Source organism: Bacillus cereus group sp. BfR-BA-01349, assembly GCF_022663795.1.
Classification (GTDB): Bacteria; Bacillota; Bacilli; order Bacillales; family Bacillaceae_G; genus Bacillus_A; species Bacillus_A cereus.
In genome coordinates, this window is sequence record NZ_JAKUGE010000015.1 from 17988 (window position 1) to 33829 (window position 15842).

Genomic DNA, 15842 nt, shown 5'->3' on the forward strand with positions numbered 1-15842 from the left:
ATAATAAAACTGATGAAAGGAGTCGATAAAAATGGAAAACCCACATATGCAAGAACAAGTATTAGAAGTATTAGATAAATTACGTCCATTCTTACTTCGCGATGGCGGAGACGTTGAATTAGTAGACATTGAAGAAGGTATCGTAAAACTACGCCTTATGGGTGCATGCGGAAGCTGCCCAAGTTCTACAATCACACTAAAAGCTGGTATCGAGCGCGCGTTACTTGAAGAAGTACCAGGCGTTATCGAAGTAGAACAAGTATTTTAATTAAAAGCGGAAGCGGCTCGTTCAGAACAGGAGGTCATTGGAGCTCCTGACGAAGAGGCGCTTTTTGCCTCACAGGAAGGCGCGAAATGGCCGACTGTTCTAGCCGCTGGAGCTGGATATTATCTAGCGGCTCGTTCAAAGTCACTTGCTAAAAGGAGACCAAATTTGGTCTCCTTTTTTTATTCAAATCACATTTATCCGTTAACATCATAAAACAAAATTGGAAATCCCTCTCAAAAAATGCGATAATTAATACTATATAGTGAATCGTTCACACATATAAAGTAAAAAACATAGGGGGACGACAGATGCCAAAAATGGGGAACACTTTTTTAACAATTCAAGAACTAGAAAAGAAAAAAGAATATTTATTAGGCCTTTCATCCGTTATACCAACATGGAATACAAGCTATCAATTTTTATTTAAAGAAATTCAGCAAGAATTATTGGGTAAAGTAAATGAAAAGCTCGAAAGGCATCAATTCGTTTTAAATATATGTACAGATCAGCAGGTAGGGGCATAATGTATTACATAAAATTGTGGTATATAAAAAAGAGACCTCACTCGGTCTCTTTTTTATATTTTTAAGATAACCAATCTAATTTTCTAATCCCAAGCTTATCTACTGGTAAACGAAGTGAGCCATAAAAATGCTTCATAAATTGCTCTGAGCGGTTCACATCGTGTAAAATGGCTTCTAAGCGATCTCTATATATGCTTTTTTGTTCTTCGTTTCCAGTTTGGTAATATCGTTCGACCGTTTCAAAATAATGAAGCGGGAACAGGAGCCTTGCAAATAATAAGCGCCAGCCAAATGAGGATAGCGAATAATTCCGTTCATAATCTGTAACAAATTGAACGATTGTTTGCTCCCAGTCTTTCTTTTTTTCTATCGTCATATGGCGGATCCATTCTGCAATATCTCGACTCGGGTGATCATATACCCAATCAAAAGGGAGTTTGAGCCGCTTCGTTTGATGCCATAATAAAGGTGTGAATCGTTCTTGGCAAATTGTTGCTGCATCCGTTAGTTGCGGCGTATCATCCATTTCTGTATCGACAACATATTGAATGGCATTTTCTGCAACTCCTAAGTAATACGGGAAGGATTCAATAAACAATTGATCGAATACATCTGAAGGGTGGTTCATCACTTGTGATTTCCAAAACTTTTCTAATTGATCGAGCCTTTTTTCCCATAACGCTTTCCATTCACCAATTCGGCTTAATTGCTCAATTTCTTCTGGAAAGAATGCACCTCGTTTATGGAATATAGAAAGCTCACTTCCTAATGACATAGCATGTCGTTCTAACGTGCGCATACCTTTTAATAAGCAGTAATTTTGTTCTTCTATCTCACTTACATAGTAGCCGTGTATAGTCGGAACGAAAGTCGCTACAGTTATATCCCCTTGCTGGTTCATATAATCACTGAGCTTTTTCATCTCTACAAGTACTTCTTCCTCCATTTCTCCAATTGGAACAAGTACATAAATTTTGTTGCGAATCCAAAAGCTTTTATAGGGGCCAAGGGGGATTAATTCTTTAACATGCATGTGATAATGCTCATAAATATGCTGAATCATCGCAGTCGCCACCTATGGTTTTTCTTTATATATATGAGCTTGTGCTCGCCTTTCATTCCTATGCACATGATAAAGCAACGAAACGTATACAAATACTAAAAAGAAAAAAAGGTGATAAACATGAAAGAATCAAATCAACTACAAGAAAGAGCATTAAAACTATTACAAGAACGCGGTGTAACAATTGACGATATTGCTGAACTTGTTCATTTTCTTCAAAAAAAATATCATCCAAATTTAGAGATGTCAGAATGCCGTTACAATGTAGAACGTGTACTATCAAAACGTGAAGTACAAAACGCACTGATTACTGGTATCGAGCTTGATGTCCTTGCTGAAAAGGGAATGCTAAGTGAACCGTTACAAGATATTGTAAAACGTGACGAAGGCTTATATGGAATTGATGAAGTTATCGCACTTTCTATCGTGAATGTGTACGGCTCTATCGGTTTCACGAACTTTGGATATATTGATAAATTAAAACCTGGTATTTTAGAATACTTAAATGATAAATCAACTGGAAAGGTGCATACATTCCTTGATGATATCGTTGGCGGAATCGCTGCCGCTGCTTCAAGCCGTTTAGCGCACCGAGCTGAGCACTCAGAATAATAGTGTTTTCTAGGCCGTCAGGTTCATGCTGACGGTCTTTCATATTCCATCAGCATAAATTCTCTTCCGCGACTCAAAAAAATAGGCCCTTGCTTAAATCCGATATTTTTATATAACGTAATCGCTCTTGTATTAAATGTCGCTACGCTTAATCGAAACATTTTTGCATTAAACTCTTTCGTGGCAAACGCTATTCCAGCTTGGAAGAATTCTTTCCCCATTCCTTTCCCGGTTAACGCCGGCTTCATGCCAAGTCCGATATCAATCACATCTTCTCCACCATATAAATGAGCATCTCTTCCACCTGGTACTTGTGCATTTGCTCCAAAACAAAAATAACCGATGAAGTCTCCTTGATCATCACAACAGCCATAATACGTTCCATCTAATAGCTCTTCCATTACTTCTTTCTCGCCTGAAAAACTATATAAATTATATGGTTCCTCGTACGTCCAAGTATTTATCTCATTTGCTTCTTCCTCTGTTAATTTATGTATATCCACTTTCTCTTTCCCCCTATTATATTTCTATTAACAATATTCGATATTCATCTTATAATTCATCTTTCTCAATATATTTTTTTAATTTCTCGCCTCATTTTTATGGAATATTTTTCTTATTATGTTACGATTAAACATAATCATTACAAATAAGGTGGTGACAATTTGAATTACTTTTCTTATCTCTCCTCGGAAGAACGGCAAAATTTTTTCTATAAAGAACCTCTTGGTTTTTCAAAAAATATAGAGAAAGAACAACTAGCTTACGCACTAGGTGCCACACTATATACTCCTGGCACGAAAGAAACGATTGCGGAAGATATAATTAGAAGGAAACATGTGGATGCTATCTCAATTATTCTTTGTCTAGAGGACGCTATCAGCGATGAGGAAGTAAAACTTACAGAGCAAAACATCGTCGTTCAAATACAGCAAATCGCTAACTTAGTCAGTGCCAACATACTAAATCAAGCAGACATCCCACTTCTTTTTATTAGAGTTCGACAGCCAAGTCAAATGAAGAAGATTGTTACTGAATTAGGTAGTGCTGTTCATTGTTTATGTGGTTTTGTCTTTCCAAAATTCACACCGATTAACGGAAAGACTTATATCGATCAGCTTGCATATATAAACGAGTTATACTCATTATCGCTATATGGCATGCCGATTTTAGAATCACCCGAAATTATGTATAAGGAAACACGGGCAGAATCATTATTACAAATAAAGGATTTACTAGATTCTTATCACGATTACATCTTAAATGTACGTATTGGTGCTACTGATTTTTCAAGTATATTTAGTATTCGGCGCAATAAATACACACCTATCTATCATATTACTGTTGTCCGTGATTGTATTTCAGACATTATTAACGTTTTCTCAAGGGCAACAAATGAATATATTATTTCAGGATGTGTATGGGAATATTTTTCTAATGATCATGAAGAAGGGCTTATTCAAGAGGTATCACTTGACCATGCAAATGGCTTAATCGGAAAGACAGTTATTCACCCATCTCATATTAAAGTTGTACAGGCAATGCACATTGTCACAATGGAAGATTATTTAGATGCGAGATTAATTTTACAAAATGCAGATACGTATAATGGAGTGCTAAAAAGCAGTTTTTCTAACAAAATGAATGAAGTAAAACCTCATTATGGCTGGGCTCGCAAAACCATTTTAAAATCTAATATTTACGGGGTGCTACATGAAAACAAACAATTCACCGATCTCCTTATTGCAAATGCAAAGCAACACGTATAACGTTTTAAATAATATACAAGTTCATGTAGAAGTACGTGATAATCCATATAATTTAGCGCTAGACAATCTTTTTCAAATGGCTGCGAGAATAAATAAGAAACGTAGTTTTTTATTTGTGAGTACAATCCTTGGAAAGCATCTTCCTACTAAACCTGCAGTCTCTCTATCAAATGGAGTTGCTCTCGCTGCAAGATATATGGAAATACTACATAATATTTCTCATCCATTTCAAAAAGAAATTTTAAATCTCATTTCATTAGAAATTGATGAAATCCCAGAGGAAGTATTTCGTTATCAATATCCTCTGCAAGAAGAAGTTTTGTTCATCGGATTCGCTGAAACAGCGACATCACTTGGTCATTCTATGTTTCAATGCTTTCAAAATGCAAAGTATGTACATACAACTAGGGAATCGATACCCCACCTAGAATCTGTCATTACATTTGAGGAAGAACATTCTCATGCAACATCGCACCGTTGTTATATAGATGAAAGCTTTTTTCAAAACAACAATCCAATTGTTCTCGTAGATGATGAGATGACAACAGGAAAAACAGCATTAAATATTATTAGATCTATTCAAAATAAATTCCCACGAGAAGAATATATAATTGCTTCTTTATTAGACTGGCGTTCTCATACTAATAGAAAACAATTTAAACAATTAGAAGAAGAACTTCAAATTAAGGTTCATGTTATTTCTTTATTAGAAGGCAGTATTCATACAACTGGCCAACCATTAAATATTGCAAGAACAAAGATTCAAATTGAAGAAACAAAACCTGATTTCAAAAAACATACCCTTACCTGCCCAAAATCACCCTATACATCAAATTATATAAAATATACTGGGCGATTTGGCATTTCAGCATATGAACAAAAGCACATTCATTCTTTCGCCCAAGAAGCAGGAAAAACTTTAAAAAGAGAAAGAATTGGAAAACGAACACTCTGTCTCGGAACGGGTGAATTTATGTATATTCCAATGAAAATTGCTGCTGAAATGGGTGAAAATATTTTATATCAATCTACAACAAGAAGCCCTATCCATCCTGTTTCAAATGATGTGAACTACGCCATTCATAATCATTTCTCATATCCAAGTCCTGAAGATTCTACTATTACAAATTACTTTTATAATATTTCACCTCATGATTACGATGAAGTATTTGTTTTCATTGAGCGTAATTTAGGGGAAGAAGCCCTATCTCCTCTTCTACAGCAGTTACAAACAGTTATTCCTTTTATTCATATCGTCTCATTTTCAAATAGCATAGAAAAGGAAGGTTGATAATTATGGTAAAAGTAAATTCTCATATTAGTAGTTACAATCGAAATGATGCTATTTTTCTATTAAAAGATATTAGTGATTTAATGAAAGAAAGTTCCACGGAAACTAGAGAACAAGCAATTCAAGCTGGCACACATTATTCCGAAATGTTACCAATGGAATATAAACCATCTAAAGCATATATGGATTTATTCTTTTCTTCCCTTCAACAATACAAACACAAACTAGCCATCGCTGTTGGAGTTGTCGCCGAACAGATTATACAAGCTAAAGGAACTAACCTTATCCTCGTTTCATTAGCTCGTGCTGGTACACCTATTGGCATTCTTATCAAACGCTACATACGCTATCAATACAACCTTGATGTACCTCACTATTGTATTTCTATTGTTCGCGGACGCGGTATTGATGAAAATGCACTCCATTATATTTTGGAACATCACCCTAAAGAAACAATTCAATTCATTGATGGGTGGACTGGGAAAGGTGCAATAAAAAAAGAATTAGAATATGCAGTACACACATTTAACGAACGAAATAATACACACATTTCTCATTGTATGGCTGTGCTTGCTGATCCCGGTTACTGTACTTCAATTTACGGTACACGTGAAGATTTTCTTATTCCTAGCGCTTGCTTAAATGCAACAGTCTCTGGACTCATTAGCCGCACTGTACTAAATGACACCTATATCGGTCCAAATGATTTTCATGGTGTTAAATATTATAAAGAGCTAGAACAAGAAGACTTATCAAATTTATTCGTTGATGAGGTAACAGATTTATTCCCTTCTGTTCATTCTCATATAGATAATCAATTACGTTATATTACTTCAACTTACACTAATCCCTCTTGGCAAGGATTAAAAGATATACAGTCTATCCAAAATCACTTTGAAATTGACGATATTAACTTAATTAAACCAGGAGTCGGTGAAACAACTCGCGTATTACTCCGGAGAATACCGTGGAAAATTTTAATACGCAAGCAAAACAATCCCGATTTAAAGCATATTTTACTTCTCGCTAAAGAAAAGAATGTCCCTATTGAAATCTATGAAAATATGGCTTATTCATGTTGCGGGCTCATTAAGCCTCTTAAGAGGGAAACGATATGATTTTCGCCAGTGATCTTGATCAGACGCTTATTTATTCCCGGAAATCGTTTCGTGCCCCTATAGAAGATGAATCAATTCAACTCATTGAAACTTTAGATGGGAAAGAAATTTCTTTCATATCACATAAAACCATTTCACTACTAAAAAAATTACAACTGCACTCACATTTCATCCCAGTTACAACAAGAACTATTGAGCAGTTTCAGCGGATTGCTTTATTCCAAGACGAAATCATTCCCGAATACGCCATTACAAGTAATGGTGGTAATATCCTTCATAACGGGAAACAAGATGGTACTTGGAACAGGACAGTAAAAGAAAGACTATCGGCTGAATGTATAGAGAGAAACGACATACTAAAGGAATTTGGACAAATAGCTCATAAAGATTGGGTTATATCACAAAAAACAGCCGATGATCTATTCCATTATTGCATTATTAAACGGGAGAACATTCCTTATGATGAATTATCATCTTTTACTTCCTGGTTAGACAAACAAGGCTGGAATCATTCACTTCAAGGCAGAAAGCTATACTTTGTACCAAAACCAATTAACAAATGGGACGCCGTGCAATATATAAAAGAAATTTTGCAAATAGATACGATTATTACAGCTGGGGATTCTTTACTTGATTTATGCATGCTTGAAAAGGCGAACCATGCCTTCGCACCACTTCATGGTGAGTTAGGGGCAATGCATGATAACTTACAACCTCATATTTTAAAAACAGACGCAATTGGCATATATGCCGCAGAAGAAATCGTAAATAAATCACTTCAAATTATTCACAGTTCATTACCTACCCCATGATCATAATATGCACAATTGCATACGCACCACAATTAAACAAGTGGTACAATTTATTTGAATCGCTGTTGCTACACTTCTTGATTAAAGAAAAGGCGTTAACACGGAAATTAGCGTCTTATCAACCTCAAGCAATTGGCACATTTTGTCATCTTAAAAGACACTCCAAGAGTGTCTTTTTTTCTATATCTCACAAGGACTTACTCATTTCAAAGTATGCATACATAAAATAATGTAAATATTACACGCATGCATCACTTTCTAAAAGTTATAAAGTAGATTCAAAATAAAAAAGCACTCTTAACTAGAGTGCTTTTTACTTTCAAACAAGGAGGCTACATATATGGATAGTACTCTCGTATTTAACTTCGGCATTGGTATTGTCATTATTTTATTTGTCTTTTTTGTACTTTGTATGAGCGGGGTATAAAAAGGCGATTTTCGGGCGTCTTTTTATACATACATATGTATTACTTGACTTCTATAAAGGTAGTAACCATAATAGTTACATATATACAAATAACTATTCACATATCCACAAATAGGAGGAAGAAAAATGAAACATGTAATCGTTTATGCACACCCGAATACAGAAAGCTTCAACCATGCGATTTTAGAAACGGTAAAAAGTGAATTAGAAGGAAAAGGTCACGAAGTACGCGTTCGCGATCTATACGAATTAAACTTTAATCCAGTATTAGGCGCTTCCGATTTCATCTCATTTTCTCAAGGAAATACACCAGAAGATATTAAAAAAGAACAAGAACATATCTCTTGGGCTGACAGCATTACATTCATTTATCCAGTTTGGTGGGCGGGGCTTCCTGCTATTTTAAAAGGATACGTTGACCGTGTGTTTAGCCATGGATTTGCTTATGCTTACGGTGAAAACGGCATTGAAAAGTTATTAAGCGGTAAAAAAGGATTGTTATTATCTACAATGGGCAATACGAAAGAAGCATACACAGCAGGCGGCATGTTTGATGCAATGAAGAAAACAGCGGATGTTGGTATTTTTGAATTTACAGGCATTGAAACAATTGAGCATACATTCTATACAAGTGTTCCTTCTGTGGATAACAGTGTGCGTAAACAATATCTTGAAGAGGTTAAAGACGTTGTGAATCGTGCGTTCTAATAAAATTATATCAGTGATTTTCTAAATATATCAGCGCAACTCAGATTATATCAGCGATTTTCTAAATATATCGGCGCAACTCAGATTATATCGGCGATTTTTCAAATATATCGACTTACCGACAAAAATCGACACTAGTCACAACTGAATGTTAGCCCACACCAATCGGGCTGCCCGCAAATATTAGAAAAAAAGCTGTTCCAAAGTTTGGAACAGCTTTCTTCATTACATCTTCTCAATCCACTCCGTCAAGTTATGCACAACTTGCGTTGGTTGTACTTCGTATTCTGTTAACTTCTCCACAGTTGTGACTCCAGTGTGGACAAGAAGGGTATGCATGCCAGCATTTATTCCTGCTAAAATGTCTGTATCGTAGTTATCCCCAACCATTAATGCTTCATTTTTTTCTATGCCAAGTACTTTTAAAGCTTGTTCCATAATGATTGATTCTGGTTTTCCGATAAAGATTGGATCCACACCTGTTGATACTGCTACAACTGATGTTAATGAGCCATTACCTGGTAATAATCCGCGCTCAGTCGGAATGGCAATGTCTCCATTTGTGGAAATAAACGTTGCACCGTTACGCACAGCAAGACATGCTTTTGCTAACTTTTCATATGTGATGTCACGATCTAAACCAACAACAACGAAATCAGGATTTTCATCCACAAGTTCAAATCCTTTTTCCACAAGTGCATCGTGTAAGCCTTCTTCACCAATCATATATACAGTTGCGTCTTGTTTACGTTCATAAATGAAGTTCGCAGTCGCCATACTCGTTGTGAATACTTGCTCTGCTTTCGCTGGAATATCGAAACGAACAAGTTTTTCTGCCACTTGTTCTGGTTTACGCGTTGAGTTATTCGTAACGAATAAATAAGGAATGCCGCGCTCTCCTAATGCTTTTACGAAGTCGCTTGCCTCTTCAATTTGTTCTTCTCCGCGATACATCGTACCGTCTAAGTCAATTAAGTAACCTTTATACATCGATTATGTCTCTCCTTCTATGCTAACGTTCTCACCTTATCATACCACTCTTATATTACCCGCTTTTTCCAAAGAAAAAAACGCTTTACCTAAAAGCGCCCCATAACGTTCATTTTTTCTCTTTTACTTGGTAAGAACAACTACAATCGCCCTCACACATATTTGCTAACGTCTTTACATCTGCCCCTGCAAATAAACGCTTATACATCTCTTTTTCATCTTCGCATACTTGCGGGAATCTCTCTGCAATTTCCTTTAACGGACAGTTTTGTTTTTCAATTACGAAAGAATTCTCTCCATCTCTCTTTATTTGAACCATATAACCGTTTTTCTCTTGCATAGCTGCTATCTCTTGCACTTTATATGCTAAATTCTTTTGATTACTCACTCTCTTTTGTAACTGTTCTTCCATTCGCTTCGTTCTCTCTTTTAAAACGTAACGAAGTATTTTTTCATCACCCATTCGAGCTAAATCTTCTAGCATATCAATCGCAAATTGCTTATACTCTTTCGGGAATGTATCTTCTCCCTTTTCACTTAATCCATACAAATAAGTTGGTCTTCCGACATGTTGCCTTACCATCTTAGAATAAATAAGTCCGTCTTTCTCAAGATTACTTAAATGTCTTCGGATCGCCATTTCTGTAATCTCTAAAACGTCAGCTAGTTCCGCTACCGTGTGCTCTCCCTTTACTTTCAACAATTGTACAATTTCGTCTTTCGTAGTACGTGCTTCCCCCATACTTCACCCTTCTCCCTTTTCTTTCTCACATATAATATAAGATCCCCAAAAGGCATTCTCTGGGGATCTTATAAGCATAATTATTCTGGTACAAATGCAGATACAGGTCCTAATTCCTTTTCTAAATAACTGCGAACATTTGCTGGGTATTTCTCTACCACTGCAATATGTTTTTGAATCGTCTTATATAATTCATCATGATTCATTTGAATATAGTCTTGCGTAAGCATTTTTCGAAGAAGGATAATTTCTTTCATCCCTTGTCCATCTTCTTCACTTATCACTCGCTCGTCCATTAAAATATCAATAATATCTTCATAGCTTCCTGGATCGCGCATAATAAATCCATCGATCATCGCATTCCCGACATCTAATACAGTATCAATAATAAGATGGGCTATGCGCTCTAATGCGTAAAATTCAAACTCGGTTTCATATATCTTTTTCTCTTGAAATGTACTTGTTGCTCGTTCTAAACATACTAGCATTTGTTCTATTTTCTTTCTGTCTACAAAATACATGAATGTCACCTACCTGGAAATTAAAGCATTTACATTTTAATTGTAACGCTTTCTTCTGAAAAAATCGACAATTTTTCGAATTCACCTTTTCTCCGTTATTTGTTATAGTTATATTTGTATGATTTTTGAAATTGGAGGAATGGAATCTTGGAACGTGAACTCGCACTAGAAATTGTCCGTGTAACAGAAGCAGCAGCCCTAGCATCCGCACAGTGGATGGGCCGCGGAAAGAAAAATGAAGCAGATGATGCAGCAACTACAGCAATGCGTGATATGTTCGATTCAGTAAACATGGCAGGTACAGTTGTAATTGGTGAAGGAGAACTTGATGAAGCACCGATGTTGTATATTGGTGAAGAACTAGGAACAGGTAACGGTCCAGAAGTAGACATCGCCGTTGATCCATTAGAAGGTACAAACATCGTTGCAAAAGGTCTTGCAAATGCAATGGCAGTTATTGCAATCGCAGACAAAGGGAACCTTCTTCATGCTCCTGATATGTACATGGAAAAAATCGCGGTTGGTCCAAAAGCAGCTGGTAAAATTAGCTTAGATGATCCAATTGAAAAAACAATTGAAATTGTAGCAGAAGCTAACAATAAAAAGATTCGCGATCTAACAGTTATCGTTCAAGAACGTGAACGTCATCAAGATATTATTGACCGTGTTCGTGCAAAAGGTGCACGCGTAAAATTATTTGGTGACGGTGATGTTGGTGCGTCAATCGCAACAGCACTACCTGGAACGGGTATCGACTTATTCGTAGGTATTGGCGGAGCTCCTGAAGGTGTTATTTCTGCAGCAGCATTAAAGTGCCTTGAAGGTGAAATGCAAGCTCGTTTAGTTCCAATGAACGAAGAAGAAGCTCGTTGTCGTGAAATGGGATTAGAAGATCCTCGTCAACTTCTTATGTTAGATGACTTAGTATCTGGGGATGATGCAATCTTCTCAGCAACTGGTGTATCTGCTGGTGAGTTATTAGACGGTGTTAAATTCCTTGGTGGAGATTTAGCTGAAACATACTCTATCGTAATGCGTTACAAAACAAGAACAGTACGATTCATTAAAACGCATCACCATTTAGATCATAAACCACACTTAAACTTAGATATTTAATAAAGGAGCCATGTGTATGGAAGAACGTTTCTTTCTGTACGACGATACTGTCGCTACAAAAACTCGTTTCGTTAGCTTTATGGGAGAAAATGAGCGTCACGATTTAGCGCTTTTATACTCTGATCGTCATTACGGTAAAACAATTGTCCTTGATATGCAGCGCAATAAATTTGCAATCATCGGCGCTGACGATTTAAACGAACCAGGCTACTTAGAGCACGCATTTTCTATGACTGAAGAAATTGCAGAAGAACTACGCTCATTTTTATTTGAACTTATATAATTTATCTTAGGCACCAGCTGTTTTAGCTGATGTTTTTTCATTGTAATTATTTTTAATTTTCAAACTAATATGTTATAATTAAGAATAAATCTATTTGGATAGAAAGGACGTTATCTACGTATGCCAACATTTACTTTGTAATGGACCAGCAATTGGATAGCATTACTCTCAAAAAAGCACCACGCTTTTTCAAGGGAGTAGTCTGCCCATTCCCATTACAAAGGAACGTAACGCATCTGTAGTATGATGTTTACGGAGGTTCCTAAGGGAACCTCCTTTTATTTTTGTCTTTTTCTCATGTCTTCATACTACAAGACATCCAAATAGCTGTATTACGTTTCTTTGCCACTACTATAAGAGGTGAAGAAAAATGCAGAAAGTACAACTTTCTTGGAGTTTATATGAAAATGAGCAAAACACAATCGAAAAGTATTGTAAAAATTGCAGACGCACTACCTTATTTACTGACACGAATATTCGTAGGCATAACGCCAACGGAAAAAACATATACCGCTTTGCCATTTATAAATGTCCGAAAGATCATACGTGGAATCAAAAACTGCGTATTTATAAATCATTTACTGATCACGTTGAAACAGTCGATATGACGCAGCAAGATCAAGCCGAAACAACTACTATTTCTATTATGCAACATAAAGAAAACGGCATAGCTGAAATCACAATCGTATTAGACATCATTTTGGGTTCCCACCGAATAGATACGGCCTTATCCACATATATTTCCGACTGGAGCCGTACACTCATTGTGGATAAAATTAAAAACGGGGATATTCAATTGAACGGAAAACAAATGAAACCAAATACAATACTTTCTGAAGGCGATCATATCTCGATTTGTTTATAAATGAGAATATACAAAAAATCCTCTTACAATCGTAAGAGGATTTTTTTATTTCTTCATTTTTCGTAATACGAAATGTGCGCAACCGAAGTTACAGTACTCGTATAAATACTCCGTTAACGTACTAATTTTCGTATCATATGTCGCACGTTGGTTACTATCATCAAAGAATCCGCGCAATCTAAGTTGCTCATATCCCCAGTCTCCAACGATATAATCATATTTATTTAAAATTTCTGCATAGCGCTCTTTAAATGCTTCTTCACTAAAACCGTCACGAAAGTTTTTAATTACTTCGTACTGCACATTATTAATGCTCACCGTAGCATGAATCTCTTGCTTTTGCTCCATCATTAACTTCCTCTCTAAGCATTCTTCTTTTTATCGTATCACAAAGCATAACAACCAACAATTTCAAATACAAAAAATTGCAAATTAGTACATGCTATGGAGAAGGAGGTGATACATCGTGAAAAAACAAATTTTACTTTCCCTTCTCACTATTTCCTTATTTGCAGGCTGCCAATCAGCGAACAAAGCTGAAATGGAACGTGAAGAAGGAAGCCGTGTTCTTGTTTCCAATAAAAACGACATGTATCATACGGAAAATACAAATACACGGCTCACAAGAGTCGGCTATTCATCTAAACAAAAGCATGAAGTATCTAACAAACAAGTAGGAGCCATTAACCGTGAGAAAGTTGCTGAAATGATTACAAGTATGACAGTCAAACTTCCTGACGTTACAAACGCTGCTACGCTCGTTACCGATGATGAAGTATTTGTTGTATACCGTGCAAACACAACGGATCCAAAACTCGTAGCAGATCAAGTATATAGAGCTGCTTTGTCCATCGTCCCTCGCTATTATAAAGCATATGTATCAACAGACCAAAAGTTGATTTCCCAAATTCAAGGTCTTCAATCTGGCGCATTAAATGATACAGAATATACGCAAAGCCTCGATATGCTAAAACGTGAAATGAGTAAAAATCCTCATTTGAACAATACGGGAGATCAGACTTTGAATGATATGATTAAAAAGTAAAACAGGTGGAGAAAATCTCCACCTGTTTTACTTTTTATTTTTTATTACGATCCGCATAAACCTCCATCGCATCACACATAAACTGAGCTAACCCCTCACCAAACTTATCGATATTTTTCATGAAGCGCTCATCAGCGACATACATTTGACCGAGTCCTTTAAAAGCATCTAATGAATATGCACCGAAGTTTTGCAAGTAATCGTACCACACTCCGATTGCTTCTTGTGCCTCTTTAGAATCTGGTGCTCCGTGTCTAAGCGCTGCTAAATTTCTATAAATAGCATTAAACTCCTCTTGGTTCTCTTTTGACATACCTTTTGCATATTCGTTCGCTTTATCTACAGCTGCGTCTCCCCATTTTTCCCGTGCTTCTTCTTCATATGGGTTATGGCTGAAATCGAATCCTTCAAATTTCTCTTTATTCGTCATTTCAATCTCTCCTTTTGTATGCTGAATTGTTTTATCAATCGTCGCAATCACCTTATCTAATCTAGCACGCTTTTCAAGAAGCATTTTCTTATGAAGCTGTAGTGCCTCTTCGCGATCAAATGATGGACTCATGATAATCTCTTTAATTTTTTTCAAAGGGAAGCCAAGCTCTTTAAAAAACAAAATTTGCTGCAATGTCTCTAAATTTTCATTGGAATACAGACGATATCCAGACTCTGTCGTCTCGTCTGGGGTTAACAACCCAATTTCATCGTAATGATGCAGTGTGCGCACACTAATTCCAACTAAATCAGCTACTTCTTTTACTCTCATTGTCATTTGTATCTCCCCCTTAATACATACGATAAAGTATGACGCAACGTTAGAGTCAATAAGTAAATTCATTTTATCTTAAAAAGTTTCATCTCTCCTATATTTCATGCATAATAGATATGTACATATATTAGAAAGCGGTGAAAGTATGGTTTCAAATACTGTAATTGCCAGCATCATCTTTCAACTCATTGTCTCGATTCTGGTCCCAATTATTGTACTCGTTTATTTCCGTAAAAAATATAATATGAGTTGGAAAGTGGTCGGCATTGGTGTTCTTATCTTTATCGGATTTACCCAAATTCTTGAAACACCATTCCACCTATTTATGCGCGGTAATCCAACAATCGCTCCATTTTTAGAAAATCCGTTTGTCTTCGCAATTTATGGCGGATTGACTGCTGGTATTTTTGAAGAATTAGGACGCTTCGTTGCCTTCTTCTTCTTACTAAAAAAATATCTAGAATATAAAGATGGCTTCGCTTATGGAATTGGTCACGGCGGAATTGAATCTATTTTAATTGGCGGTTTTTCTGCATTACAAGCATTAATCTTTGCTAATTCTATTAACGATGGTAGCTTCGCTCGACTGATTGAACAAAAACCCGAGCTGAGCATTTTACAGGACATGTTAATTCAGCAACCTGCCTACTTATACTTCCTTGGTAGCTTAGAAAGAATTATGGCACTCGTGCTTCAAATTGCCTTTACAATGCTTGTTTTATACGCAGTAAAACAGAAGAAATATATCTTCCTAGTATACGCTATACTATTCCACGCATTTGTAGACTTTTTCGCGGCACTTTACCAAACAAAAACAATCAATATCTTCGTTGCAGAAGGAATTACACTTCTTTGTACAATTGGCGCTGTCGTTCTTATTCGCAAAATGAAAGCGAAATTAATGAGTGTACCGGAGTAAAAA

The 15842-nt window shown here is 36.2% G+C and carries 20 protein-coding genes; 13 read left to right on the top strand and 7 right to left on the bottom strand.

Going from position 1 to position 15842, the window contains the following annotated elements; genetic code table 11:
• Nucleotides 1–31 precede the first annotated feature (31 nt).
• Entirely contained in the window at nt 32–268 is a 237-nt protein-coding gene (locus tag MR169_RS10550) for a NifU family protein (protein ID WP_000431159.1), read from the top strand.
• A gap of 308 nt (nt 269–576) precedes the next feature.
• Nucleotides 577–792: a hypothetical protein gene (locus MR169_RS10555; RefSeq protein ID WP_001125498.1), complete on the top strand. Its 216-nt coding sequence runs from the start codon at nt 577–579 to the stop codon at nt 790–792.
• A gap of 61 nt (nt 793–853) precedes the next feature.
• On the opposite strand, the gene yutH is transcribed toward MR169_RS10555, so the two are convergent.
• A complete protein-coding gene (gene yutH / locus MR169_RS10560) occupies nt 854–1855 on the bottom strand; it encodes a spore coat putative kinase YutH (RefSeq protein ID WP_242319359.1) in 1002 nt (333 codons plus the stop codon).
• Nucleotides 1856–1975: 120 nt separating this feature from the next.
• Between yutH and MR169_RS10565 the strand changes: the two genes are divergently transcribed.
• The gene (locus MR169_RS10565; protein ID WP_000665094.1) at nt 1976–2467 is read left to right on the top strand and encodes a phosphatidylglycerophosphatase A family protein; all 492 of its coding nucleotides are present in this window, start codon (nt 1976–1978) and stop codon (nt 2465–2467) included.
• A gap of 23 nt (nt 2468–2490) precedes the next feature.
• Here the strand turns inward: MR169_RS10565 and MR169_RS10570 are convergent, their stop codons facing one another.
• Nucleotides 2491–2970, bottom strand: a complete 480-nt coding sequence (locus MR169_RS10570; protein ID WP_000351145.1) for a GNAT family N-acetyltransferase — start codon at nt 2968–2970, stop codon at nt 2491–2493.
• Between the two features lie 162 nt (nt 2971–3132).
• Between MR169_RS10570 and MR169_RS10575 the strand changes: the two genes are divergently transcribed.
• From MR169_RS10575 to MR169_RS10595, 5 genes are all read left to right on the top strand, one after another.
• Complete coding sequence (locus tag MR169_RS10575) at nt 3133–4236, top strand: HpcH/HpaI aldolase/citrate lyase family protein (RefSeq protein ID WP_242319360.1); 1104 nt, start codon at nt 3133–3135, stop codon at nt 4234–4236.
• On the top strand, nt 4181–5527 hold the full coding sequence (locus MR169_RS10580) for a phosphoribosyltransferase domain-containing protein (RefSeq protein ID WP_242319361.1): 1347 nt from the start codon (nt 4181–4183) through the stop codon (nt 5525–5527). The genes MR169_RS10575 and MR169_RS10580 overlap by 56 nt, the downstream gene beginning before the upstream one ends.
• A gap of 5 nt (nt 5528–5532) precedes the next feature.
• A complete protein-coding gene (locus MR169_RS10585) occupies nt 5533–6645 on the top strand; it encodes a cysteine protease StiP family protein (RefSeq protein WP_000241509.1) in 1113 nt (370 codons plus the stop codon).
• Nucleotides 6642–7457 (top strand): HAD family hydrolase, encoded by an 816-nt coding sequence (locus MR169_RS10590; RefSeq protein ID WP_000575376.1) that lies wholly within the window; start codon nt 6642–6644, stop codon nt 7455–7457. The genes MR169_RS10585 and MR169_RS10590 overlap by 4 nt, the downstream gene beginning before the upstream one ends.
• A gap of 553 nt (nt 7458–8010) precedes the next feature.
• Nucleotides 8011–8592, top strand: coding sequence for an NAD(P)H-dependent oxidoreductase (locus MR169_RS10595; RefSeq protein ID WP_000683447.1), 582 nt, complete (start codon nt 8011–8013; stop codon nt 8590–8592).
• 225 nt (nt 8593–8817) lie between these two features.
• Here the strand turns inward: MR169_RS10595 and MR169_RS10600 are convergent, their stop codons facing one another.
• From MR169_RS10600 to MR169_RS10610, 3 genes are all read right to left on the bottom strand, one after another.
• Complete coding sequence (locus MR169_RS10600; protein ID WP_000276467.1) at nt 8818–9582, bottom strand: TIGR01457 family HAD-type hydrolase; 765 nt, start codon at nt 9580–9582, stop codon at nt 8818–8820.
• 109 nt (nt 9583–9691) lie between these two features.
• On the bottom strand, nt 9692–10324 hold the full coding sequence (locus MR169_RS10605) for a helix-turn-helix transcriptional regulator (protein ID WP_000503346.1): 633 nt from the start codon (nt 10322–10324) through the stop codon (nt 9692–9694).
• Nucleotides 10325–10404: 80 nt separating this feature from the next.
• Complete coding sequence (locus MR169_RS10610; RefSeq protein ID WP_016118831.1) at nt 10405–10845, bottom strand: DUF86 domain-containing protein; 441 nt, start codon at nt 10843–10845, stop codon at nt 10405–10407.
• Nucleotides 10846–10992: 147 nt separating this feature from the next.
• Here MR169_RS10610 and glpX point away from each other — a divergent pair, with 147 nt between their 5' ends.
• From glpX to MR169_RS10625, 3 genes are all read left to right on the top strand, one after another.
• Nucleotides 10993–11961: a class II fructose-bisphosphatase gene (gene glpX, locus MR169_RS10615; protein ID WP_000439088.1), complete on the top strand. Its 969-nt coding sequence runs from the start codon at nt 10993–10995 to the stop codon at nt 11959–11961.
• Between the two features lie 16 nt (nt 11962–11977).
• Nucleotides 11978–12244, top strand: a complete 267-nt coding sequence (locus tag MR169_RS10620; RefSeq protein ID WP_000392606.1) for a DUF3055 domain-containing protein — start codon at nt 11978–11980, stop codon at nt 12242–12244.
• 370 nt (nt 12245–12614) lie between these two features.
• The gene (locus MR169_RS10625; RefSeq protein WP_242319362.1) at nt 12615–13109 is read left to right on the top strand and encodes a cytoplasmic protein; all 495 of its coding nucleotides are present in this window, start codon (nt 12615–12617) and stop codon (nt 13107–13109) included.
• Nucleotides 13110–13154: 45 nt separating this feature from the next.
• Here the strand turns inward: MR169_RS10625 and MR169_RS10630 are convergent, their stop codons facing one another.
• The gene (locus MR169_RS10630; protein WP_000435942.1) at nt 13155–13457 is read right to left on the bottom strand and encodes a YutD family protein; all 303 of its coding nucleotides are present in this window, start codon (nt 13455–13457) and stop codon (nt 13155–13157) included.
• 118 nt (nt 13458–13575) lie between these two features.
• Between MR169_RS10630 and MR169_RS10635 the strand changes: the two genes are divergently transcribed.
• Nucleotides 13576–14154 carry a YhcN/YlaJ family sporulation lipoprotein gene (locus tag MR169_RS10635; protein WP_000744128.1) on the top strand — a complete coding sequence of 193 codons (579 nt, stop codon included), beginning with the start codon at nt 13576–13578 and terminating at the stop codon, nt 14152–14154.
• Between the two features lie 34 nt (nt 14155–14188).
• On the opposite strand, the gene MR169_RS10640 is transcribed toward MR169_RS10635, so the two are convergent.
• Entirely contained in the window at nt 14189–14923 is a 735-nt protein-coding gene (locus MR169_RS10640; protein ID WP_000178773.1) for a MerR family transcriptional regulator, read from the bottom strand.
• Nucleotides 14924–15023: 100 nt separating this feature from the next.
• On the opposite strand from MR169_RS10640, the gene MR169_RS10645 reads away from it, so the two are divergent.
• Nucleotides 15024–15839, top strand: a complete 816-nt coding sequence (locus tag MR169_RS10645) for a YhfC family intramembrane metalloprotease (protein ID WP_009327507.1) — start codon at nt 15024–15026, stop codon at nt 15837–15839.
• Nucleotides 15840–15842 lie beyond the last annotated feature (3 nt).

What these genes read in the sequence shown, in the direction of transcription:
- MR169_RS10590 (WP_000575376.1), top strand. Translation starts at nt 6,642, where the DNA reads ATGATTTTCGCCAGTGATCTTGATCAGACGCTTATTTATTCCCGGAAA.
- MR169_RS10630 (WP_000435942.1), bottom strand. Translation starts at nt 13,457, where the DNA reads ATGGAGCAAAAGCAAGAGATTCATGCTACGGTGAGCATTAATAATGTG.
- MR169_RS10595 (WP_000683447.1), top strand. Translation starts at nt 8,011, where the DNA reads ATGAAACATGTAATCGTTTATGCACACCCGAATACAGAAAGCTTCAAC.
- MR169_RS10625 (WP_242319362.1), top strand. Translation starts at nt 12,615, where the DNA reads ATGCAGAAAGTACAACTTTCTTGGAGTTTATATGAAAATGAGCAAAAC.
- MR169_RS10555 (WP_001125498.1), top strand. Translation starts at nt 577, where the DNA reads ATGCCAAAAATGGGGAACACTTTTTTAACAATTCAAGAACTAGAAAAG.
- MR169_RS10605 (WP_000503346.1), bottom strand. Translation starts at nt 10,324, where the DNA reads ATGGGGGAAGCACGTACTACGAAAGACGAAATTGTACAATTGTTGAAA.
- yutH (WP_242319359.1), bottom strand. Translation starts at nt 1,855, where the DNA reads ATGATTCAGCATATTTATGAGCATTATCACATGCATGTTAAAGAATTA.
- MR169_RS10640 (WP_000178773.1), bottom strand. Translation starts at nt 14,923, where the DNA reads ATGACAATGAGAGTAAAAGAAGTAGCTGATTTAGTTGGAATTAGTGTG.
- MR169_RS10645 (WP_009327507.1), top strand. Translation starts at nt 15,024, where the DNA reads ATGCATAATAGATATGTACATATATTAGAAAGCGGTGAAAGTATGGTT.
- MR169_RS10620 (WP_000392606.1), top strand. Translation starts at nt 11,978, where the DNA reads ATGGAAGAACGTTTCTTTCTGTACGACGATACTGTCGCTACAAAAACT.
- MR169_RS10550 (WP_000431159.1), top strand. Translation starts at nt 32, where the DNA reads ATGGAAAACCCACATATGCAAGAACAAGTATTAGAAGTATTAGATAAA.
- MR169_RS10565 (WP_000665094.1), top strand. Translation starts at nt 1,976, where the DNA reads ATGAAAGAATCAAATCAACTACAAGAAAGAGCATTAAAACTATTACAA.
- MR169_RS10600 (WP_000276467.1), bottom strand. Translation starts at nt 9,582, where the DNA reads ATGTATAAAGGTTACTTAATTGACTTAGACGGTACGATGTATCGCGGA.
- MR169_RS10585 (WP_000241509.1), top strand. Translation starts at nt 5,533, where the DNA reads ATGGTAAAAGTAAATTCTCATATTAGTAGTTACAATCGAAATGATGCT.
- MR169_RS10610 (WP_016118831.1), bottom strand. Translation starts at nt 10,845, where the DNA reads ATGTATTTTGTAGACAGAAAGAAAATAGAACAAATGCTAGTATGTTTA.
- MR169_RS10580 (WP_242319361.1), top strand. Translation starts at nt 4,181, where the DNA reads ATGAAAACAAACAATTCACCGATCTCCTTATTGCAAATGCAAAGCAAC.